The following is an 18,821-nucleotide window of genomic DNA, read 5'->3' as shown; positions in this document are numbered from 1 at the left end:
TTTTGCAAAAAAAATAATTTAGTATATGGCTATAAGAATAGTTGGTGTCGATTTGCCTCAGAACAAAAGAGGTGAAGTTGCGTTGACCTATGTATATGGTATAGGTCGTAGTAGTTCAGCAAAGATTTTGGATAAAGCAGGTGTTGACAGAGACCTGAAAGTAAAAGACTGGACGGATGATCAGGCTGCCAAGATTCGTGAGATCATTGGTGCAGAGTATAAAGTTGAAGGTGATCTTCGCTCTGAAGTTCAATTGAACATTAAGCGTTTGATGGATATCGGTTGCTACCGTGGTGTTCGTCACCGTATCGGTCTTCCTGTAAGAGGCCAGAGTACAAAGAATAACGCTCGTACTCGTAAGGGTAGAAAGAAAACCGTTGCTAATAAGAAAAAAGCTACTAAATAATAATTGTTGATATGGCAAAAAAAACAGTTGCAGCAAAAAAGAGAAATGTAAAGGTAGATGCTAATGGACAGTTGCATGTTCATTCATCTTTCAACAACATTATTGTTTCTCTGGCAAATAGTGAAGGTCAGATTATCTCTTGGTCTTCAGCCGGAAAAATGGGATTCAGAGGTTCTAAGAAGAACACTCCTTATGCAGCACAGATGGCTGCCCAGGATTGTGCAAAAATAGCATACGATCTTGGCTTGAGAAAGGTAAAAGCATATGTGAAGGGTCCAGGTAACGGACGTGAGTCTGCTATTAGAACTATCCACGGTGCAGGTATTGAAGTTACTGAGATCATTGACGTAACTCCGCTCCCACATAATGGTTGTCGTCCTCCGAAAAGACGTAGAGTTTAAGATTTACCTTTAATAAAAATGATACTTGATTTTGTTTTTGGATTGTAAAATTTCTCTCTACAATCGCGGCTGCAACAAATTGAGTTCATGAATAAACAATTAAATATTTAAAAGAAATGGCTAGATATACTGGACCAAAATCAAGAATAGCCCGTAAGTTCGGTGAAGGAATCTTTGGAGCAGATAAAGTATTGTCAAAGAAGAACTATCCTCCCGGACAGCATGGAAATTCAAGAAAGAGAAAAACTTCTGAATATGGTGTTCAACTTCGTGAGAAACAGAAGGCCAAATACACCTATGGAGTTTTAGAGAAACAATTCCGTAATTTGTTTGAGAAGGCAGAAACCGCTAAAGGTATTACCGGTGAAATTCTTCTTCAATTGCTGGAAGGTCGTCTTGATAACATCGTATTCCGTTTGGGAATTGCTCCTACTCGTGCAGCTGCTCGTCAGTTGGTGAGCCATAAGCATATTACTGTAGATGGCGAAGTTGTGAATGTTCCTTCGTATGCAGTGAAACCGGGTCAAGTGATTGGTGTTCGCGAAAGATCCAAATCTTTGGAAGTTATCGCTAACTCATTGGCTGGTTTTAACCACAGCAAGTATCCTTGGTTGGAATGGGATGATAACTCTAAGGTTGGCAAATTGCTGCACGTACCTGAAAGAGCAGACATTCCTGAAAACATTAAAGAGCATTTGATCGTAGAATTGTATTCTAAATAATAATTAATTTCATGGCGATATTAGCATTTCAAAAACCTGATAAAGTATTAATGTTGGAAGCGGATTCTAGATTCGGAAAATTCGAATTTCGTCCGTTGGAGCCCGGTTTCGGTATTACCGTGGGTAATGCACTGCGCCGCATCCTGCTTTCGTCATTGGAAGGTTTTGCTATCACCACTATCAAGATAGACGGTGTTGAGCATGAGTTTTCCAGTGTACCGGGAGTAAAAGAGGATGTTACTAACATTATCTTGAATCTGAAACAGGTGAGATTCAAGCAAGTAGTTGAAGAATTCGAGAGTGAGAAAGTAACTATTACAGTCGAGAATTCAAGTGAATTTAAAGCAGGTGACATAGGTAAGTATTTGACTGGATTTGAAGTGTTAAATCCTGAATTAGTTATTTGTCATTTAGATTCAAAGGCTACTATGCAGATCGATATTACGATCAACAAAGGTCGTGGTTATGTTCCTGCTGACGAAAACCGCGAATATTGCACCGATGTGAACGTAATTCCTATCGATTCTATTTATACCCCGATACGTAATGTGAAGTATCAGGTAGAAAACTTCCGTGTAGAACAGAAGACTGACTACGAGAAACTGGTACTTGAGATTAGTACCGATGGTTCCATACATCCGAAAGAAGCTCTGAAAGAAGCTGCGAAAATTCTGATTTATCACTTCATGCTCTTCTCTGATGAGAAGATTACGTTGGAGAACAACGACGTTGACGGCAATGAAGAGTTTGATGAAGAAGTATTGCACATGCGTCAGTTGCTGAAGACCAAGCTTGTTGATATGGATCTCTCAGTGCGCGCCCTCAACTGTTTGAAGGCTGCTGATGTAGAGACTCTTGGCGACCTGGTACAGTTCAACAAGACGGATTTGCTGAAGTTCAGAAACTTCGGAAAGAAATCGCTTACCGAGCTTGATGATTTGCTGGAAAGTCTGAATCTGTCGTTTGGAACCGATATTTCTAAATATAAATTAGATAAAGAATAAAAAATGAGACATAATAAGAAATTCAACCATTTGGGTCGTACTGCCTCTCATAGAAACGCTATGTTGGCTAATATGGCGTGTTCTTTGATTAAGCACAAAAGAATCACTACGACCGTAGCAAAGGCTAAAGCTCTGAAGAAGTTTGTTGAGCCTTTGATCACAAAAGCTAAAGACGACACGACTAACTCTCGTCGTGTAGTATTTAGCAATTTGCAAGACAAGTATGCTGTAACTGAGTTGTTTAAAGAAATCTCTGTGAAGATTGCCGATCGTCCGGGTGGTTACACTCGTATCATCAAGACTGGCAACCGTCTGGGTGACAACGCAGAAATGTGCTTCATTGAACTCGTTGATTACAACGATAACATGGCTAAGGAAAAAGTTGCTAAGAAAGCTACTCGTACCCGTCGTTCAAAGAAGACTGCAGAAGCTGCACCTGCTGTTGAAGCTGCTCCGGTTGCTGAAGCGCCTGTTGCTGAGGAAGCAAAAGCAGAAGAAGCCAAAGCTGAATAATTCAACTATTCTTTTTATATATGAAAGCCGTCCCAGAGATTGGGGCGGCTTTTTTGTTGTATTAATCGTTGAATAAACATTAAAAGATGTGTGCATTAAACAAATCAATGTTGGAAACTGTTATATTTGCATTGCGATATGGCTAGATTTGTTCGATTCATAGGATTCCTGGTGCTTGCATTGGCTTTATGGCAGGTTGCGGGCGATACATTTATCGGTGAAACGGTAGATGCGGGGAAGGCTGTGAATGAAAAGACGGTTGCGGTATACAATCAGCAAGATAACTCCTGCATTGCAGCTCCCCAATTACCTTATCTGCCGGATGCAGAACTGGCAGGTACCGGCGGACAGTCTCAGTTGTTGACTTTTTCGCGTTTACAACGTTCCTATACTACAAAATATATTTTCTCTCTGAGAGATTGGATAGATAAGGTGGCTCAGCGGGCTGCTGTCCTGTCTCTGCATCGTGAAAAGCTCTACGATGCTACTGCTTATTATCGTTGCCAACCTGTGTGTGAATATTATATTTTCACACTAAGGCGTATCCTTATTTAGTGTTTTATTGAATTCGGTCTCGTTCCTTGTGTGAAGCGAAGCTTATACATGCAGGGGAGTATTGTATTTTTTCTATTTCAAATAAAACAATTAAATAAATCATATATTATGGCAACTAAAACTATTGATGCAACCCTTTTTGCGTCTACACACCCCGATATCGCTAAGCGTACCAGTATTTCCGGACTTATCTTTTCAGTGGCTATGCTGCTGGTAGGTCTTTTTGTTTTTGCATCTATCTTTGAGATGAGTGATAAATCTTCCACTGTCAGCATGGCTTTGATGGTGTTGGGCACGGCTCTTGTCCTGCTTGGTGTATTCCGTCTGTTCTGGAAATCGAAAGAAATTGTTTATCTGCCCACGGGGAGTATTGCGAAAGAACGTAGTATTTTCTTTGATCTGAAGTATTTGGGCAAGCTTACGGATATGCTTGAGAATGGCCAGTTGAGTGGTGATGCTGCGGTAAAGAGTGAAGCCAGCGGAAATGTACGTATGGATGTGATGATTTCGCAGGACAATAAGTTTGCTGCGGTGCAGTTGTTCCAGTTCGTACCCTATACCTATACGCCGGTGACTTCTGTACGTTACTTTACAGGCAGTGATGCGGTTTCTGTATCAACATTCTTGTCTAAATGTAAAATGGCATAACCCGTGAGGGTGACTCAGACTTGACTTTAAGCTAGAGATGGGGATTAGTCGGCAACGGCAATCCCCATTCTTTTCATCAGGAAACATGCATTCATATTCCGGGCGATACCCGGGCGCAGACGGTACGAGAAGGTTAGCTCATTGTTCGTGATGTCTGCCTCGAAGCAATAGTTGCGGATGTCTTCGGGGAAGAGGTCGATGAGCGTTCCCAGCAGCAGGTCGTGGGTGGCGATGATACCGTTGGCTTGCAGCGCCATGAATTGCTTGATGAGGGCGAAAGAGCCTTTCTGCTTATCCATGGAATTGGTTCCTTTCAGAATTTCGTCGAGGATGATGAAAAGTTCCTCGCCTGCCTGCAATTTGTCTATGATGAGTTTGAGACGTTTGAGTTCGGCAAAGAAATAGGATTCGTTGTCGTTCAGCGAATCGGAAGTACGCAGGCTGGTGATGAGCTGCGCCGGATAGATCTCCATTTGGCGGGCACAAACGGGAGTGCCGATGCAGGCAAGGAGATAGTTGATGCCTACGGTACGTAGGTAAGTGCTCTTGCCCGCCATGTTGGCACCGGTGATGATGATGAAGAAGGGCCGTTTCTCCATATCGATGTCGTTGCGTACGCAGCGGTCGCGGTGCATTAACGGATGCCCCAGGGCCTCGGCGCGCAGGCGGAAAGGAAGGACGGGCTTGCCGGAGAGGGTTTCGGCACGGAAAGGAGTTCCAGGGTGCGAGGCATTCTTTCCAGAGGTGATATCCGCCTTATCCAGCAGAGTGGGGAAGACATAGTCCGGATGGTTATAGGCAAACGTTGCGAGCGAGTTCAGCGTATCAATCAGTCCGATGGCGGTGAGCCAGTGAGGCAGTTCGGTGGCATATTGCTCTTTCCAGGCTTCAATGCGCATGATTTGGCGTAACTCCCAAAAGAAGAATCCGTTCAGGATGGCGTACATAAATGCATTGTTTCGCTGGTCGAGTTCATTCATCAGCTTGCTCAACTGCCGGATGGAGTGGGAGGCTTTCCGTTTTTCTCCACCAATCTCTTCCTTTATCTCTTTGAGCAATTCCGATTGCACCGGCTTTTCCTCCATGAGGCGAAGCAGGACGGCATAGGTGGAAAGTATCTGCAATTTCTTTCCGTAGATGGCTTGTATTTTGGTAATACGGCCTGTGAAGCTGAAACTGGCGATGACAAAGCACGTCCAGATGATGCCATAAGTCCCTCCGGACAGTATTCCGGCTATAACCAGTCCGATGCAGATAGCGTTTGTTGCCACTACCAATGGCGGCAAGGCACGCAGCAGTTTTTGGGTCCGGAATACGCTCGGACTTTTTGCCCAGGCGTTCAGTTCCGTCTCATCGGCGGCTTTCCCTTTGTGCAGCAGCCCCAGGATGCGGAAGCGCTGCCGGAATTCCAGTTCCGGTGCAAGCTCTTGCACGGCTTCCTGCCGTTTTTGTATTTCTTCTTTCTTTTTCAGATGCACGTTCAGCCAGGATGCCAGCCGGCTTTTTCCTAACTGGGTACACGTCCGGTTGATGTATTGATACAGAGAATGCGGGCCGAATACGTCTAAGTCGTAAGTGTACAGATGTGTAGGGTCCATGAACTCCTCTCCGTCATCAAAAGCAGAAATGTCGTAATTCAGCGCTGCGAGTTCCTGTTCGTTGATTTCTATCTCCTTTTCCAGGTAATCCTTCCGGTAGAACAGACGGTTGTGATATTTAATCAGCAGCACGAAGGGCAGGAGCGTAACGAGCACAATGCCTCCCAATACCGCCCAGCTTTCCGCCCGGAAATAGATAATTCCCGCTACTCCGGCGCAGAACAACAGCAGTCGCAGGGTGCCGATGCGGTAAATCTGTTGCTGTACTTTATTTAATTCATGCTTTGCCTGCTCCGCAATGTCGTGGTAAGTGGCACTTATTTTATCTATCGTATTCATTGGTGCTATACATGTTAAGTTGCGGCAAAGATATGCATTTACAATTGTTTTCTTTATCTTTTAGGAACATCTGCCTATCTTTTTCCCACGATTTTTTGTCTACTTCCTATAAAAAGTGTACCTTTCGCTCACTAAAACAAAGTTTCAGAAGAGGAGGCCGGATATGAAAAGGTGGTGGCTGTTAGGCATTTTGACACTGTTGCTGGTTTTGCCAGGTGCAGCCCAGCAGGTGATGTATTCCAATTTGAAAGGACTGGTGGAAGGCCGTGGCGATACGGTTACTACACTGAAAGTTGAGAAGCGCTCCAAAAATCAGATATACTTGATGGGCGGTGCCGATTACCGCATTATGGCGGACGATAATCCCGGTCTTTGCCGTTATCTGAAATCCCGTTGCTATGCTGTGCAGATAGATACGTCGCTCTACGTCAACTGCAGGAAGATGCGCTACAAGCGCTACCGTTTCGGGCAATGGTATGCACCGGCCCTATGGCTGAAAGAAAAGATTTACTTTTGTGCGCAACCCGTAGGACAAGCAGCCACCAGTACCATGACTCCCGATGATGCTACGCGGCTGGGTGGCGAAGTGGGCGATGCCATCAATGCTTCGGGGCTGGTTCATGCCCGCGTATATTACGAATTGAATCCCGAAACCGGAAAATCCGAGTTCGTGGGGCGCGAGCGGATGCTGCAGCTGCTGGAAGAATATCCCGAACTGCGCGCCGGATTCGAGAAAGAAACAAGCGAGGCGGCAGAGGTCATCGGCAGGTATCTGCGGGCACTCCGGTCGTCAGCTACTAATCATTAAATCACTAATTACTAATAAAATGATATTATTGCAAGACGTGCCCGATGGGTACGAATACTGCCTTGCGGGTAAAGACAAGTGCCCCAAGGCATCCTCCTGCCTGCGGGCCATAGCGGCACAACTGCTGTCTGAGAGTGAAGAAACACAGCCTAAATCCCTCCGTGTGGTGAATCCCTTTTACGTCGACCGTTTGTCCGACCTTTCAACCTGCGAACGCTACCGTTCCAACGAACCGTTGCATTATGCCCGCGGTATGTCCCGCCTTTTCGATGATATTCCTTTGAAGCTGGCATCCGCAGTACGTTCCAGGGTCATGGGGTGCTTTTCGTGCGAACGTTATTATTACCATTGCCGTAAGGGCGAACGGTTGATTACCCCCGAAGAACAGCAGCGGATAGCCGGAGTGTTCAGGGCTGCCGGGATAGGGACAAAGCCGAAATTCGACAGTTATGAGTACAGGCTGGCTTGGTAAGTCCGGTTTGTAGGTGCAGCCTGTATAGAAAGCTGTAAAGACGCCATCAGTCTGCGGTATCGACGCAAGCTGATGGCGTTGTTGTATGCAGCAAGTTGCAGAGTTACCGCAAACAAGTTGCAGAGCTGCTGCATATAAGTTGCAGAGACACTGCAAACGAGTTGCAGAGCTGCTGCACATTAATTTGCAGCGGCTCTGTAGCTTATATGCAGCGTCACTGCAAGATGTATGCAGTAGCTTTGCAGTATGGATGCGCTGAGTTACAACCCTTTATCGGGGCAGCACGAACATACTGATTGGAATAACAAATGTTTCTGTTTCCGATTATTCAATCCTTATGCCGGGTTTCTGGAAGTCATTCCGGCTCATTTTTATCAGCTGTTTCTTCTCGCTTCCGTCATCAATGACAAGGGTCAACGAGTCATTCCATTGCGCGAGAGAAGAAAGGGAAGAGATGTCGCACGACACAGTGCGGTGGCTGCTGTTTGTTTTCGTCCAGCCGTCGGGGATGCGGGGATTATAGCAGAGTTGCAGTCTGAGGGTGTCCGGCTCTTGTTTTGCTACGTCGTATACCAGGTTCACTTCTCCGTTGTGGCTTTCTCCGCTTATGTCATTGAAGGTGGCGAATCCTGCCGATAAATCGACATAGCCGGCGGAGGCATAACCTACCGTCAGTGACCGGGGAATGGCGCAATTCTCCTTGTCGGTGATGTGCCCGGCCGCTGCCTCCTCTTGGGAGAGGGGATGAATCACGTCGTAGGCTTCAATCGCATGGACACGTACATTGTCTATATATTTTATACCGTTGGCAGAGGTGGTCCAGTCGCTTTCCATATAAGAGAAAGAGAAGTAGCCTCTCTCTTTGTCGGCAAGTTCCGCACTGTAGGAAATGGCTAATCCGCCATGCCCCAAGTAGCAGTAATATCCATCTTCCGGGTTTCCTGCAATGGTTGCCACGTCTGCAAATCCTCTGGAACCGTCATCCTTCATCAGATCCGTACAACCTGCGAAGCCAAGCACGCAAGCCAGTACGACGATACTTGAAAGTAAATTCTTCATAGCTTTCTCCTTTAAATTAGACATGAGTTATATTTTTTAGACAGAAGAACAAAAGAACATATTCATGATATGCTATAGCTTATATTTTCTAATTTGTTCTTTTGTTCTTCTGTCTAAAATAATTCTTTTGTCATTTACCTCATAACCTGTCAAAACGGAGTCAATCTCAACTCCTGATTCGCATTATTAATTAATCTCCCTCGCTTCCCGGAGAGATGCATACAAATATACGTATTTTTGTGATTGTCCGTAGCAACATAGGGCCTAATTTTCATGGCTTCCTCCCTCTCTTTGACTAAAAGATAAATAACTGCCTCTACCTATTGCGAATATCGGGATTTATTTTTATATTGCGGCAGATATCAGCCGGTAATAACTGACAATTTGTAACCTTACTATATCCTAATTATTATGGAGATAACCATCAATAAAACATTGCCCCCTTATCCCTCCTTCATCGAGGGCATCCGCCGGGCACCCGACCGTGGCTACACCCTTACCCCTGCGCAGACTGCCACGGCGCTGAAGAACGCATTGCGCTATATTCCCAAGGAATTGCACGAAACGCTTGCCCCCGAGTTTATGGAAGAACTCCGCACCCGTGGGCGTATCTACGGCTACCGCTACCGTCCGCAGGGCGACCTCAAGGCGAAGCCCATCGATGAATACAAAGGAAACTGCATCGAAGGCCGTGCCTTCCAGGTGATGATTGACAATAATCTTTGTTTCGACATTGCCCTCTATCCGTACGAATTAGTTACCTACGGCGAGACGGGGCAGGTGTGCCAGAACTGGATGCAGTACCGCCTTATCAAGCAATACCTCGAAGTGCTGACGCGCGAACAGACACTCGTCATTGAAAGCGGACATCCGCTGGGACTGTTCAAGTCGAAGCCCGAGGCACCCCGCGTCATCATCACCAATGCGCTGATGGTGGGGCTTTACGATAATCAGGACGACTGGCACACCGCCATGCAGATGGGCGTTGCCAATTACGGGCAGATGACTGCCGGCGGCTGGATGTACATCGGTCCGCAAGGCATCGTGCACGGCACATTCAACACTTTGCTGAATGCCGGACGCCTGAAACTGGGCATTCCGCAAGACGGAGATTTGCGCGGACGTCTTTTCATTTCCTCCGGTCTGGGAGGCATGAGCGGCGCACAGCCCAAGGCTGCCGAGATGGCAGGAGCGGTGGCAATCATTGCCGAGGTAGATGCTTCGCGCATCGAAACCCGCCACAAGCAGGGATGGGTGGGACGCGTCACCGATTCTTTGCCCGAAGCATTTCGCTTGGCGCGCGAAGCGATGGACAGCCGCCAACCTCTCTCCATAGCCTATCACGGCAATGTGGTGGACTTGCTGGAATATGCCGTGCGGGAGCGTCTTCCCGTCGACCTGCTTTCCGACCAGACTTCCTGCCATGCTGCCTACGACGGTGGCTATTGCCCTGCCGGTCTGACCTTTGAGCAGCGCACCGCGATGCTGCACGAGAACCCGAAGCAGTTCCACCGCCTGGTGGATGCTTCGCTGTCGCGTCACTTTGCTGCGATCAAGACACTCGTAGGCCGGGGTACTTACTTCTTCGACTACGGAAACTCCTTTATGAAAGCCGTTTACGATGCCGGCGTGAGCGAGATTGCCCGTGACGGCGATACGAAGAATGGCTTTATCTTCCCCAGCTACGTAGAAGATATCATGGGGCCGGAGCTTTTCGATTACGGCTACGGGCCCTTCCGCTGGGTATGCCTCAGCGGTAAACACGAAGATTTGGTGAAGACCGACCGGGCTGCGATGGAGTGCATCGACCCTACGCGGCGCGGGCAGGATTTGGATAATTATAACTGGATTCGTGATGCCGAGAAGAATAACCTGGTGGTGGGCACGCAAGCCCGAATCCTCTATCAGGATGCCGAAGGACGCATGAACATTGCACTTCGTTTCAATGAAATGGTACGGAACGGGGAAGTCGGCCCTATTATGCTGGGACGCGACCATCACGACGTCAGCGGTACGGACTCGCCTTTCCGTGAGACGGCGAATATCAAAGACGGCAGCAATGTGATGGCCGATATGGCCGTGCAGTGTTTTGCCGGAAATTGTGCGCGGGGCATGAGCCTTGTGGCCTTGCACAATGGCGGCGGCGTGGGCATCGGAAAAGCCATCAACGGCGGCTTCGGCATGGTGTGCGACGGTTCGCAGCGGGTGGATGAGATTCTCCGCTCTGCCATGTTGTGGGATGTGATGGGAGGCGTGGCACGCCGTTCGTGGGCACGCAATCCGCATGCCATGGAGACGAGCGAGGCGTTCAACCGCACGCATGCCGAGGGGTATCATATTACAATGCCGTATGTGGCGGATGAGGAATTGATAAAGAAATGTATAAGATAAATGATAATTTAGGGGCGCTCCGCCCGCTAAATTCCCATTTATTCAACTAAAAACAATTACGATATGAACAAAATTATGGAATGCGTCCCCAACTTCAGCGAGGGACGCGACTTGCAGAAGATAGACCAAATAGTAGCCCCTTTCCGGGGCAGACCGGGTGTGAAGTTGCTGGACTACAGCAACGACGAAGACCATAACCGCCTTGTCGTTACCGTAGTAGGCGAGCCAGAACCGCTACGCGATGCCGTGCTCGCAGCCATCGGTGTTGCCGTGCAACTGATCGACCTCAATCATCACACCGGACAGCACCCCCGCATGGGAGCCGTAGATGTAGTGCCCTTCATCCCCATCAAGAATGTAACGATGGACGAAGCTATCGCCCTCTCCAAAGAAGTAGGCGAGGAGGTAGCAAAACGTTACAATCTCCCCGTCTTCCTGTACGAGAAATCCGCTTCCGCCCCGCATCGCGAGAACCTTGCGGCAGTCCGTAAGGGCGAGTTCGAAGGAATGGCAGAGAAGATAAAACAACCGGAATGGCATCCCGACTTCGGTCCGGCCGAGCGCCATCCTACCGCAGGAACGGTAGCCATCGGCGCCCGTATGCCGTTGGTGGCGTATAACGTCAACCTCAATACCCCCAGCCTGGAGATTGCCCACGACATCGCCAAGAAGATCCGCTTCATCGGCGGTGGCTTGCGCTATTGCAAGGCGATGGGCGTGGAGCTGAAAGACCGCGGCATCACACAAGTCTCCATCAATATGACGGACTTTACCCGTACCGCTCTCTACCGCGCTTTCGAACTGGTACGGATCGAGGCGCGCCGCTATGGCGTCAGCATCGTAGGTAGCGAAATCATCGGACTGGTGCCTATGGAAGCCTTGATCGACACCGCCTCCTACTACCTGGGACTGGAGAATTTCTCGATGGAGCAAGTGCTGGAAGCAAGAATAATGGAATAAGAAATTATGGCAGAAAACCTGATTATATTCAATGCGCGTGTTGTGACGCCCCTCGGCTTTTCCGCCCGTCGCGGCAAGGAGATGGGAGAGTTGCACATCATTGACAACGCTACGGTGGAAGTAACCAACGGCATCATCACCTATGTGGGCGAGAACCGCGGAGAGCAACGCGATGGCTATTACCAGCGCTACTGGCACTACAATGCCCGCGGCAAGTGCCTGCTGCCCGGCTTTGTCGATTCGCACACGCATTTCGTGTTTGGCGGCGAGCGTGCCGAAGAATTCTCTTGGCGGCTGAAAGGCGAGAGCTATATGTCCATCATGGAGCGTGGCGGCGGAATTGTAAGCACCGTGAAAGCGACCCGTGCCGAGAACTTTATCAAACTGCGCAGCCGTGCCGAAAACTTTCTGAAGCAAATGACCGCCATGGGCGTGACCACCGTAGAAGGCAAAAGCGGCTACGGGCTGGACCGCGATACGGAACTCATGCAACTCCGCGTGATGCGCAGCCTCAATAACGATGAGCACAAGCGGGTGGATGTTGTCTCTACTTTCCTCGGCGCGCATGCCGTGCCCGAAGAATACAGCGGACGCACGGACGAGTACGTAGATTATATTATCAAGGAAGTAATGCCCAGCGTCGTGCAGAACGACCTGGCCGAATTCTGCGATGTCTTCTGCGAGCAAGGCGTCTTCTCCATCGAACAATCCCGCCGTCTGTTGCTTGCTGCCCGGGAGATGGGGCTTGCCCTGAAACTCCATGCCGACGAAATCGTTCCTTTGGGCGGTGCCGGACTGGCAGCCGAACTTTCAGCCGTTTCGGCCGACCATCTGCTGCATGCCTCCGACGCCGATATCCGTGCGATGGCAGAGAAGAACGTAGTGGCTACCCTGCTACCGCTGACCGCCTTTGCCCTGAAAGAACCATACGCCCGCGGGCGCGAAATGATTGATGCCGGTTGTGCCGTAGCCCTTGCTACCGACCTTAATCCCGGCAGTTGCTTTTCCGGTTCCATCCCCCTCACGTTTGCCCTGGCGTGCATCTATATGCAGTTGAGCATCGAGGAAGCCATCACCGCACTGACGCTGAACGGTGCCGCTGCCTTGAAGCGTGCGGATAGCATCGGCAGCATCGAGGTAGGGAAGAAGGGAGACTTTGTAGTGTTGAATACCGATAATTATCATTTCCTTCCTTATTATATAGGGATGAATTGTGTCAATACTACGATTAAGGAAGGCGTACTCTATCCGGTAGTATGATATAGTAAATAAGACTTTGATACATAATATTTAACCATGCGAATCAGTAGTTGAAACTGATTCATAACGATGATAGAAATGAATGAAATGATAAACATGAGTATCTCAAACTCTCCCGCCTGAAAGGGGGAGTACCCCGTAGGGGGGAGGGGGGCTTACATAAGCAGAGAGTAACTTTGCAATAGATAAGTCCCTGCGGATGTAAGACCCCTCCGCCCTACGGGCACCTCCCCTTTCAGGCGGAGGAGTTGGAGATACTCTTGCTCATATCCTGTCAAAACGGAGTCAATCTCAACTCCTGATTCGCATTAATACTTAAACATCATGTTAGCAGAACTAATAGTAAAAGAGTTTTTGAATAAAGTAGCGGGCAGTGATCCCGTTCCCGGCGGAGGAAGCATCGCCGCCTTGAATGGCGCCATCGCCTCCGCTTTGGCAGCGATGGTTGCCAACCTCACCATCGGCAAGAAAGGTTATGAACCTCACGAAGAACTGATGCGCTATATCTCCGAAGTAGCCATGCGGCAGAAAGATACTTTTGTTGCCGATATAGACCGTGACTCCGAAGCCTACGACGGCGTATTTGCCTGCTTCAAGATGCCCAAAGCTACCGATGAAGAAAAAGCAGCCCGTAGCGCCGCCATTCAGGAGGCTACCAAGCATGCCGCTCTTGTACCGATGCAGGTGGCCCGCAATGCCTACGAACTGATGCCGATTATAGCGGATGTGGCCCGCCTGGGCAACCGCAATGCCGTGACCGATGCCTGCGTAGCCATGATGTCCGCCCGTTCTGCCGTTCTGGGCGCGCTGATGAATGTACGCATCAACCTCGGTTCGCTGAAAGACAAAGAATTCGTAGCCAAGCTTCAGGCCGAAGCCGACGAGCTGGAACGTCTTGCCTGCGCACAGGAAAAAGAATTATTGGACGAAATCAATCAAGAACTGAAACTATGAGCAATGTCTATTACGTAGGTTCCGGTGAGCTTACTTTCGACCTCATCGAACGCATTATCAACGAAAACCTGAAGCTGGAATTGGCTCCCGAAGCCAAACAGCGCATACAGAAATGCCGCGACTATCTGGACAAGAAGATTGCAGCATCCGACGAACCTCTGTACGGAATTACTACCGGTTTCGGCTCTCTGTGCAGTAAGAATATCTCGTCCGACGAGTTGGGCACCTTGCAGGAAAACCTGATAAAGAGCCATGCTTGCAGCGTGGGCGAGGAGATACGCCCCGTCATCGTCAAACTGATGATGCTGCTCAAGGCACATGCCCTTTCCCTGGGACATAGCGGCGTGCAGGTCATCACCGTGCAACGCATTCTCGACTTCTTCAACAACGACGTGATGCCCATCGTCTACGACCGCGGCTCATTGGGAGCTTCCGGCGACCTTGCCCCGCTTGCCAACCTCTTCCTGCCCCTTATCGGCGTAGGCGACGTTTATTATAAAGGTAAGAAACGCGAAGCCATCAGCGTGCTCGACGAATTCGGCTGGGAACCCGTAAAGTTGATGAGCAAGGAAGGACTGGCACTGCTCAACGGCACGCAGTTTATGAGTGCCAACGGCGTGTTTGCCATCCTCAAAGCCTTCCGCCTCTCCAAGAAAGCCGACCTGATTGCCGCCCTCTCCCTCGAAGCCTTCGATGGACGCATCGACCCGTTTATGGACTGCATCCAGCAAATCCGTCCGCACAAAGGTCAGATAGAGACGGGTGCAAACTTCCGTAAACTGCTGGAGGGCAGCGAACTGATAGCTCGCCCCAAGGAGCATGTGCAAGATCCGTATTCTTTCCGTTGCATCCCCCAGGTGCATGGTGCCACGAAAGATGCCATCCGTTACGTAGCCTCCGTACTGCTGACGGAAATCAACTCCGTGACGGACAACCCCACCATCTTCCCCGACGAAGACCGCATCATCTCCGGCGGCAATTTCCATGGTCAGCCGCTTGCCATCTCCTATGACTTCCTCGGCATCGCCCTTGCCGAACTGGGCAATATCTCCGAGCGTCGCGTCGCCCAGCTCATCATGGGGTTGCGCGGACTTCCCGAATTCCTGGTAGCCAATCCCGGACTGAACTCCGGCTTCATGATACCGCAATATGCTGCCGCTTCGATGGTGAGCCAGAACAAGATGTACTGTTATGCAGCCAGCAGCGACTCCATCGTTTCCAGCAACGGTCAGGAAGACCACGTCAGCATGGGTGCCAATGCAGCTACAAAGTTGTATCGCATCATGGACAACCTGGAACATATCCTTGCCATCGAACTGATGAATGCCGCCCAAGGCATCGACTTCCGCCGCCCGCAAAAAACATCTCCTGTCCTGGAACGCTTCCTGCACGAATACCGCAAGGAAGTCCCTTTTGTGAAGGACGATATCGTGATGTATAAGGAAATCCATAAAACCGTTGCTTTCCTCAACCGGACGAAGTTCGACTATTAGAACTTCCCAATAAATCTGCCGGAAACCTAATTTTTATTAATCTCTAAACAAAAGAAAGAAAACTCAATTGGTGAATTGAGTTTTCTTTCTATCTTTGCCTCGTTTTATTCCGATAATGAATAGAAAAACAGTTATTTTGAATAAGAAAGGAAGAAAAATGAGCGAACACACAAAGCATTCAGCATCAAGGTCGGAACTGAGGGAACGAATCATTCAGACCGCCGTGGAATCGTTTAGTGCACATGGAATCAAAAGTATCACAATGGATGATATTGCTGCTTCTTTGGGTATATCCAAGCGTACTCTTTATGAAGTGTTTTCCGACAAAGAGTCGTTGCTGGAAGAATGTATTCTGAAAAGCCAGCAGGATACCGATGCTTGGCTCAAAGATATTCTGGCAACTTCCAATAATGTGCTGGAAGTTATACTGAGATGCTATCAGTGGAGTATAGAGAAATTCCATGCAACAAATAGGAAATTCTTTGAAGATCTCAAAAAGTATCCCAAAGCTTATGAACTGGTGAAGAAAAATCATAACCGCAGTTCGGAAGATACGGTCAATTTCTTTAAAGAAGGTGTGAAGCAAGGCATTTTCCGTGGTGACGTGAACTTTGCCATTGTCAACCAGCTGGTACGCGGTCAGCTCGACTTGCTGATGAACTCCAACATCTGTGACGAATATTCTTTCCTTGATGTTTACGAATCTATTATGTTTACCTTCTTGCGTGGCATTTCTACGGAGAAAGGTGCTCATGAGTTGGAAAACTTTATTATCGAATACCGTGAAAAACACACACATAGTGACGAGACAGAAAAATAATTAATCAACAACCTATTATTTATTTATGAAGATGCAGAGATTTTGGGTAGGCAAAGCACTACTGTTTGCTGCTGCCGTGCTCTATGCCGGTGGTTATGCACAAGCACAAGAGGCGAAGGATACCCTGACCCTGAACCTTGACAAGGCGTTGGAGATTGCTCTAAGTGAGAATCCGACCATTAAGGTGGCGAATGAGGAGATTGCCTTGAAGAAAGTGACTCATCAGGAAACCTGGCAAAACCTGCTTCCGCAGGCAAGTATCGATGGAACATGGAGCCATACGATTACAGCCGCCCAGCTTAATCTGGGAGGACAGTCTTTCAAAATGGGTATGGACAACTCCAATACTGTAAGTGGCGCACTGAACATCAGTCTGCCTATATTTGCCCCAAGCGTATATCGGGCTATGTCGATGACAAAGACTGATATCGAGCTGGCAGTGGAGAAATCGCGTGCTTCCAAGCAAGACTTGGTGAACCAGGTGACGAAGGCATACTACCAGCTGATGCTTTCGCAAGACTCTTACGACGTGTTGCAGAAGAGCTATAAACTGGCAGAAGACAATTATAACATCGTTAATGCCAAGTATCAGCAAGGAACCGTCAGCGAGTTCGATAAAATCAGTGCCGAGGTACAGATGCGCAGCATCAAGCCGAATGTGATTTCCGCAAACAATGCTGTGACATTGTCAAGATTGCAGCTGAAAGTGCTGATGGGAGTTACTGCCGATGTGGAAATCAAGATTGATGACAATCTGAAGCAGTACGAAACGGATTTGTTTGCCAATCAGCTGGAACAAACCACTGAAGGACTGGTAAACAACACTACGATGAAGCAGTTGGATTTGAACTGGAAGACACTTCAGCAGAACATCAAGACGTTGCGTACCAACTTCATGCCTACATTGGCTATGAACTATTCTTATCAGTATCAATCTTTGAACAATGAGAATTGGGATGTCTTCAGTTACGACTGGGGTGGCAGTTCTTCGCTGGTATTCAGCCTGAGTATTCCTTTATATAAGGCAAGCAATTTCACCAAGTTGAAAACGAACCGCATCCAGATGCGTCAGTTAGAGCAGAACCGTATCGACACGGAACGTAAGCTGAATATGCAGATCACCAGCTATCAGAAGAACATGGCCGCCAGTTCGGAGCAGGTTGTCAGCAATCGTGAGAACGTGATGCAGGCGCAGAAAGCCGTGCAGATTGCCGGTAAGCGCTATGAAGTAGGTAAGGGCACGGTGCTCGAACTGAACACGTCGCAAGTGCAGCTCACCGAGGCGGAACTGACTTACAACCAATCCATTTACGACTATCTGGTGTCTAAGGCCGACCTTGACCAGGTGCTGGGAAGAGATTATATAATTAATAAACAGAAATAAAAGAAAAACAACGATATGAAAAAAGGTTTTCAATTGATTGCCCTGCTGACTGTTGCACTGCTGGGCGCATGTAGTGGAGATAAAGACAAAACTGCTGCAGAGAAAGTAGACGAAAAGCCGAGAGTGAAGTTAGCCGATGTAGTTGCCCGTCCTGTGGACCAGATCCAGGAATATACGGCTACGGTAGAGGCTGAAGTGAAAAACAATATCGCTCCCTCTTCTCCGGTGCGCATCGATCGCATCTTTGTAGAAGTGGGTGACCGTGTGTCCAAAGGACAAAGATTGGTCAGCATGGATGCTGCCAACCTGAAGCAGATAAAGTATCAGCTGGACAACCAGCGGATAGAGTTTAAGCGCATTGACGAACTCTATAAGGTGGGAGGTGCGTCCAAATCGGAATGGGATGCCGCCAAGATGAATCTTGATATCCGCGAGACTTCCTATAATAACCTCTTGGAGAATACTGCATTGCTCAGTCCCATCAACGGTGTGGTGACAGCACGTAACTATGATAATGGTGATATGTATAGTGGTGGAGAGCCTGTACTGGTAGTAGAACAAATCACTCCGGTAAAATTGTACATCAATGTGTCCGAGGGTTACTTTACGAAAGTGAAGAAAGGTGCTCCCGTGTCTGTAAAAATAGACGTTTACGGTGATGAGGAGTTCGAAGGTAAAATAAGTCTTATTTACCCCACTATTAATCCTGCTACCCGTACTTTCCAGGTAGAAATTCAGCTTGTCAACCGTGACCAGCGTGTCCGTCCGGGAATGTTTGCCCGTGCTACATTGAACTTCGGTACACAAGAACATGTGGTGGTACCCGATTTGGCTATTGTGAAGCGTGCCGGTTCTGGTGACCGCTATGTCTATGTATATAAGGATGGCAAAGTATCTTATAATAAAGTGGAACTGGGCCGCCGTATGGATACTGAGTATGAGTTGATTTCCGGTGTGGATAATAACTCACAGGTCGTTATTGCCGGACAGACAAAACTGGCCGACGGGGTAGAAGTCGAAGTAGAAAAGTAATG

At 48.3% G+C, this 18,821-nt stretch carries 19 protein-coding genes; 17 read left to right on the top strand and 2 right to left on the bottom strand.

Features of this window, described 5'->3' with window-relative positions:
- Positions 1–25 precede the first annotated feature (25 nt).
- The 7 genes from rpsM to AAE250_RS13845 all read left to right on the top strand — a co-directional run bounded on the left by rpsM (position 26) and on the right by AAE250_RS13845 (position 4,249).
- Positions 26–406, top strand: a complete 381-nt coding sequence (gene rpsM / locus AAE250_RS13875; RefSeq protein ID WP_004291218.1) for a 30S ribosomal protein S13 — start codon at positions 26–28, stop codon at positions 404–406.
- Between the two features lie 11 nt (positions 407–417).
- Positions 418–807 (top strand): 30S ribosomal protein S11, encoded by a 390-nt coding sequence (gene rpsK / locus AAE250_RS13870; RefSeq protein WP_002558049.1) that lies wholly within the window; start codon positions 418–420, stop codon positions 805–807.
- A gap of 116 nt (positions 808–923) precedes the next feature.
- Positions 924–1,529 carry a 30S ribosomal protein S4 gene (rpsD, locus tag AAE250_RS13865; RefSeq protein ID WP_342289056.1) on the top strand — a complete coding sequence of 202 codons (606 nt, stop codon included), beginning with the start codon at positions 924–926 and terminating at the stop codon, positions 1,527–1,529.
- Positions 1,530–1,540: 11 nt separating this feature from the next.
- Complete coding sequence (locus tag AAE250_RS13860; protein ID WP_342289055.1) at positions 1,541–2,533, top strand: DNA-directed RNA polymerase subunit alpha; 993 nt, start codon at positions 1,541–1,543, stop codon at positions 2,531–2,533.
- 3 nt (positions 2,534–2,536) lie between these two features.
- Positions 2,537–3,046 carry a 50S ribosomal protein L17 gene (gene rplQ / locus AAE250_RS13855; RefSeq protein ID WP_294601850.1) on the top strand — a complete coding sequence of 170 codons (510 nt, stop codon included), beginning with the start codon at positions 2,537–2,539 and terminating at the stop codon, positions 3,044–3,046.
- Positions 3,047–3,184: 138 nt separating this feature from the next.
- On the top strand, positions 3,185–3,601 hold the full coding sequence (locus AAE250_RS13850; RefSeq protein ID WP_294601848.1) for a hypothetical protein: 417 nt from the start codon (positions 3,185–3,187) through the stop codon (positions 3,599–3,601).
- Positions 3,602–3,709: 108 nt separating this feature from the next.
- A complete protein-coding gene (locus AAE250_RS13845; RefSeq protein WP_294601846.1) occupies positions 3,710–4,249 on the top strand; it encodes a hypothetical protein in 540 nt (179 codons plus the stop codon).
- Positions 4,250–4,293: 44 nt separating this feature from the next.
- Here the strand turns inward: AAE250_RS13845 and AAE250_RS13840 are convergent, their stop codons facing one another.
- Positions 4,294–6,186: a MutS family DNA mismatch repair protein gene (locus tag AAE250_RS13840; protein WP_294601844.1), complete on the bottom strand. Its 1,893-nt coding sequence runs from the start codon at positions 6,184–6,186 to the stop codon at positions 4,294–4,296.
- Between the two features lie 163 nt (positions 6,187–6,349).
- Here AAE250_RS13840 and AAE250_RS13835 point away from each other — a divergent pair, with 163 nt between their 5' ends.
- The gene (locus tag AAE250_RS13835) at positions 6,350–6,994 is read left to right on the top strand and encodes a DUF6563 family protein (protein WP_294601842.1); all 645 of its coding nucleotides are present in this window, start codon (positions 6,350–6,352) and stop codon (positions 6,992–6,994) included.
- A 19-nt stretch (positions 6,995–7,013) separates the two neighbouring features.
- Positions 7,014–7,466, top strand: a complete 453-nt coding sequence (locus tag AAE250_RS13830; RefSeq protein ID WP_294601840.1) for a DUF6078 family protein — start codon at positions 7,014–7,016, stop codon at positions 7,464–7,466.
- A 324-nt stretch (positions 7,467–7,790) separates the two neighbouring features.
- Here AAE250_RS13830 and AAE250_RS13825 read toward each other — a convergent pair whose 3' ends face one another.
- On the bottom strand, positions 7,791–8,525 hold the full coding sequence (locus AAE250_RS13825; RefSeq protein WP_294601838.1) for a hypothetical protein: 735 nt from the start codon (positions 8,523–8,525) through the stop codon (positions 7,791–7,793).
- A 411-nt stretch (positions 8,526–8,936) separates the two neighbouring features.
- Between AAE250_RS13825 and AAE250_RS13820 the strand changes: the two genes are divergently transcribed.
- The 8 genes from AAE250_RS13820 to AAE250_RS13785 all read left to right on the top strand — a co-directional run bounded on the left by AAE250_RS13820 (position 8,937) and on the right by AAE250_RS13785 (position 18,819).
- Positions 8,937–10,916 (top strand): urocanate hydratase, encoded by a 1,980-nt coding sequence (locus AAE250_RS13820; RefSeq protein WP_294601835.1) that lies wholly within the window; start codon positions 8,937–8,939, stop codon positions 10,914–10,916.
- A gap of 63 nt (positions 10,917–10,979) precedes the next feature.
- Positions 10,980–11,876 carry a glutamate formimidoyltransferase gene (ftcD, locus tag AAE250_RS13815; protein ID WP_294601833.1) on the top strand — a complete coding sequence of 299 codons (897 nt, stop codon included), beginning with the start codon at positions 10,980–10,982 and terminating at the stop codon, positions 11,874–11,876.
- 6 nt (positions 11,877–11,882) lie between these two features.
- Positions 11,883–13,136: an imidazolonepropionase gene (hutI, locus tag AAE250_RS13810; protein WP_294601831.1), complete on the top strand. Its 1,254-nt coding sequence runs from the start codon at positions 11,883–11,885 to the stop codon at positions 13,134–13,136.
- A 324-nt stretch (positions 13,137–13,460) separates the two neighbouring features.
- Positions 13,461–14,090, top strand: a complete 630-nt coding sequence (locus AAE250_RS13805; protein ID WP_294601830.1) for a cyclodeaminase/cyclohydrolase family protein — start codon at positions 13,461–13,463, stop codon at positions 14,088–14,090.
- Positions 14,087–15,583 carry a histidine ammonia-lyase gene (gene hutH / locus AAE250_RS13800; RefSeq protein ID WP_294601828.1) on the top strand — a complete coding sequence of 499 codons (1,497 nt, stop codon included), beginning with the start codon at positions 14,087–14,089 and terminating at the stop codon, positions 15,581–15,583. The genes AAE250_RS13805 and hutH overlap by 4 nt, the downstream gene beginning before the upstream one ends.
- Before the next feature lie 157 nt (positions 15,584–15,740).
- Positions 15,741–16,403, top strand: a complete 663-nt coding sequence (locus AAE250_RS13795) for a TetR/AcrR family transcriptional regulator (RefSeq protein WP_294601826.1) — start codon at positions 15,741–15,743, stop codon at positions 16,401–16,403.
- Positions 16,404–16,428: 25 nt separating this feature from the next.
- Complete coding sequence (locus AAE250_RS13790; RefSeq protein ID WP_294601824.1) at positions 16,429–17,787, top strand: TolC family protein; 1,359 nt, start codon at positions 16,429–16,431, stop codon at positions 17,785–17,787.
- A gap of 15 nt (positions 17,788–17,802) precedes the next feature.
- Positions 17,803–18,819 (top strand): efflux RND transporter periplasmic adaptor subunit, encoded by a 1,017-nt coding sequence (locus AAE250_RS13785; RefSeq protein WP_294601822.1) that lies wholly within the window; start codon positions 17,803–17,805, stop codon positions 18,817–18,819.
- The last annotated feature ends 2 nt before the right edge of the window (positions 18,820–18,821 follow it).

This window comes from Bacteroides sp. GD17 (assembly GCF_038448625.1).
GTDB lineage: Bacteria > Bacteroidota > Bacteroidia > Bacteroidales > Bacteroidaceae > Bacteroides.
This window is presented reverse-complemented; position numbering and strand designations above follow the sequence as displayed.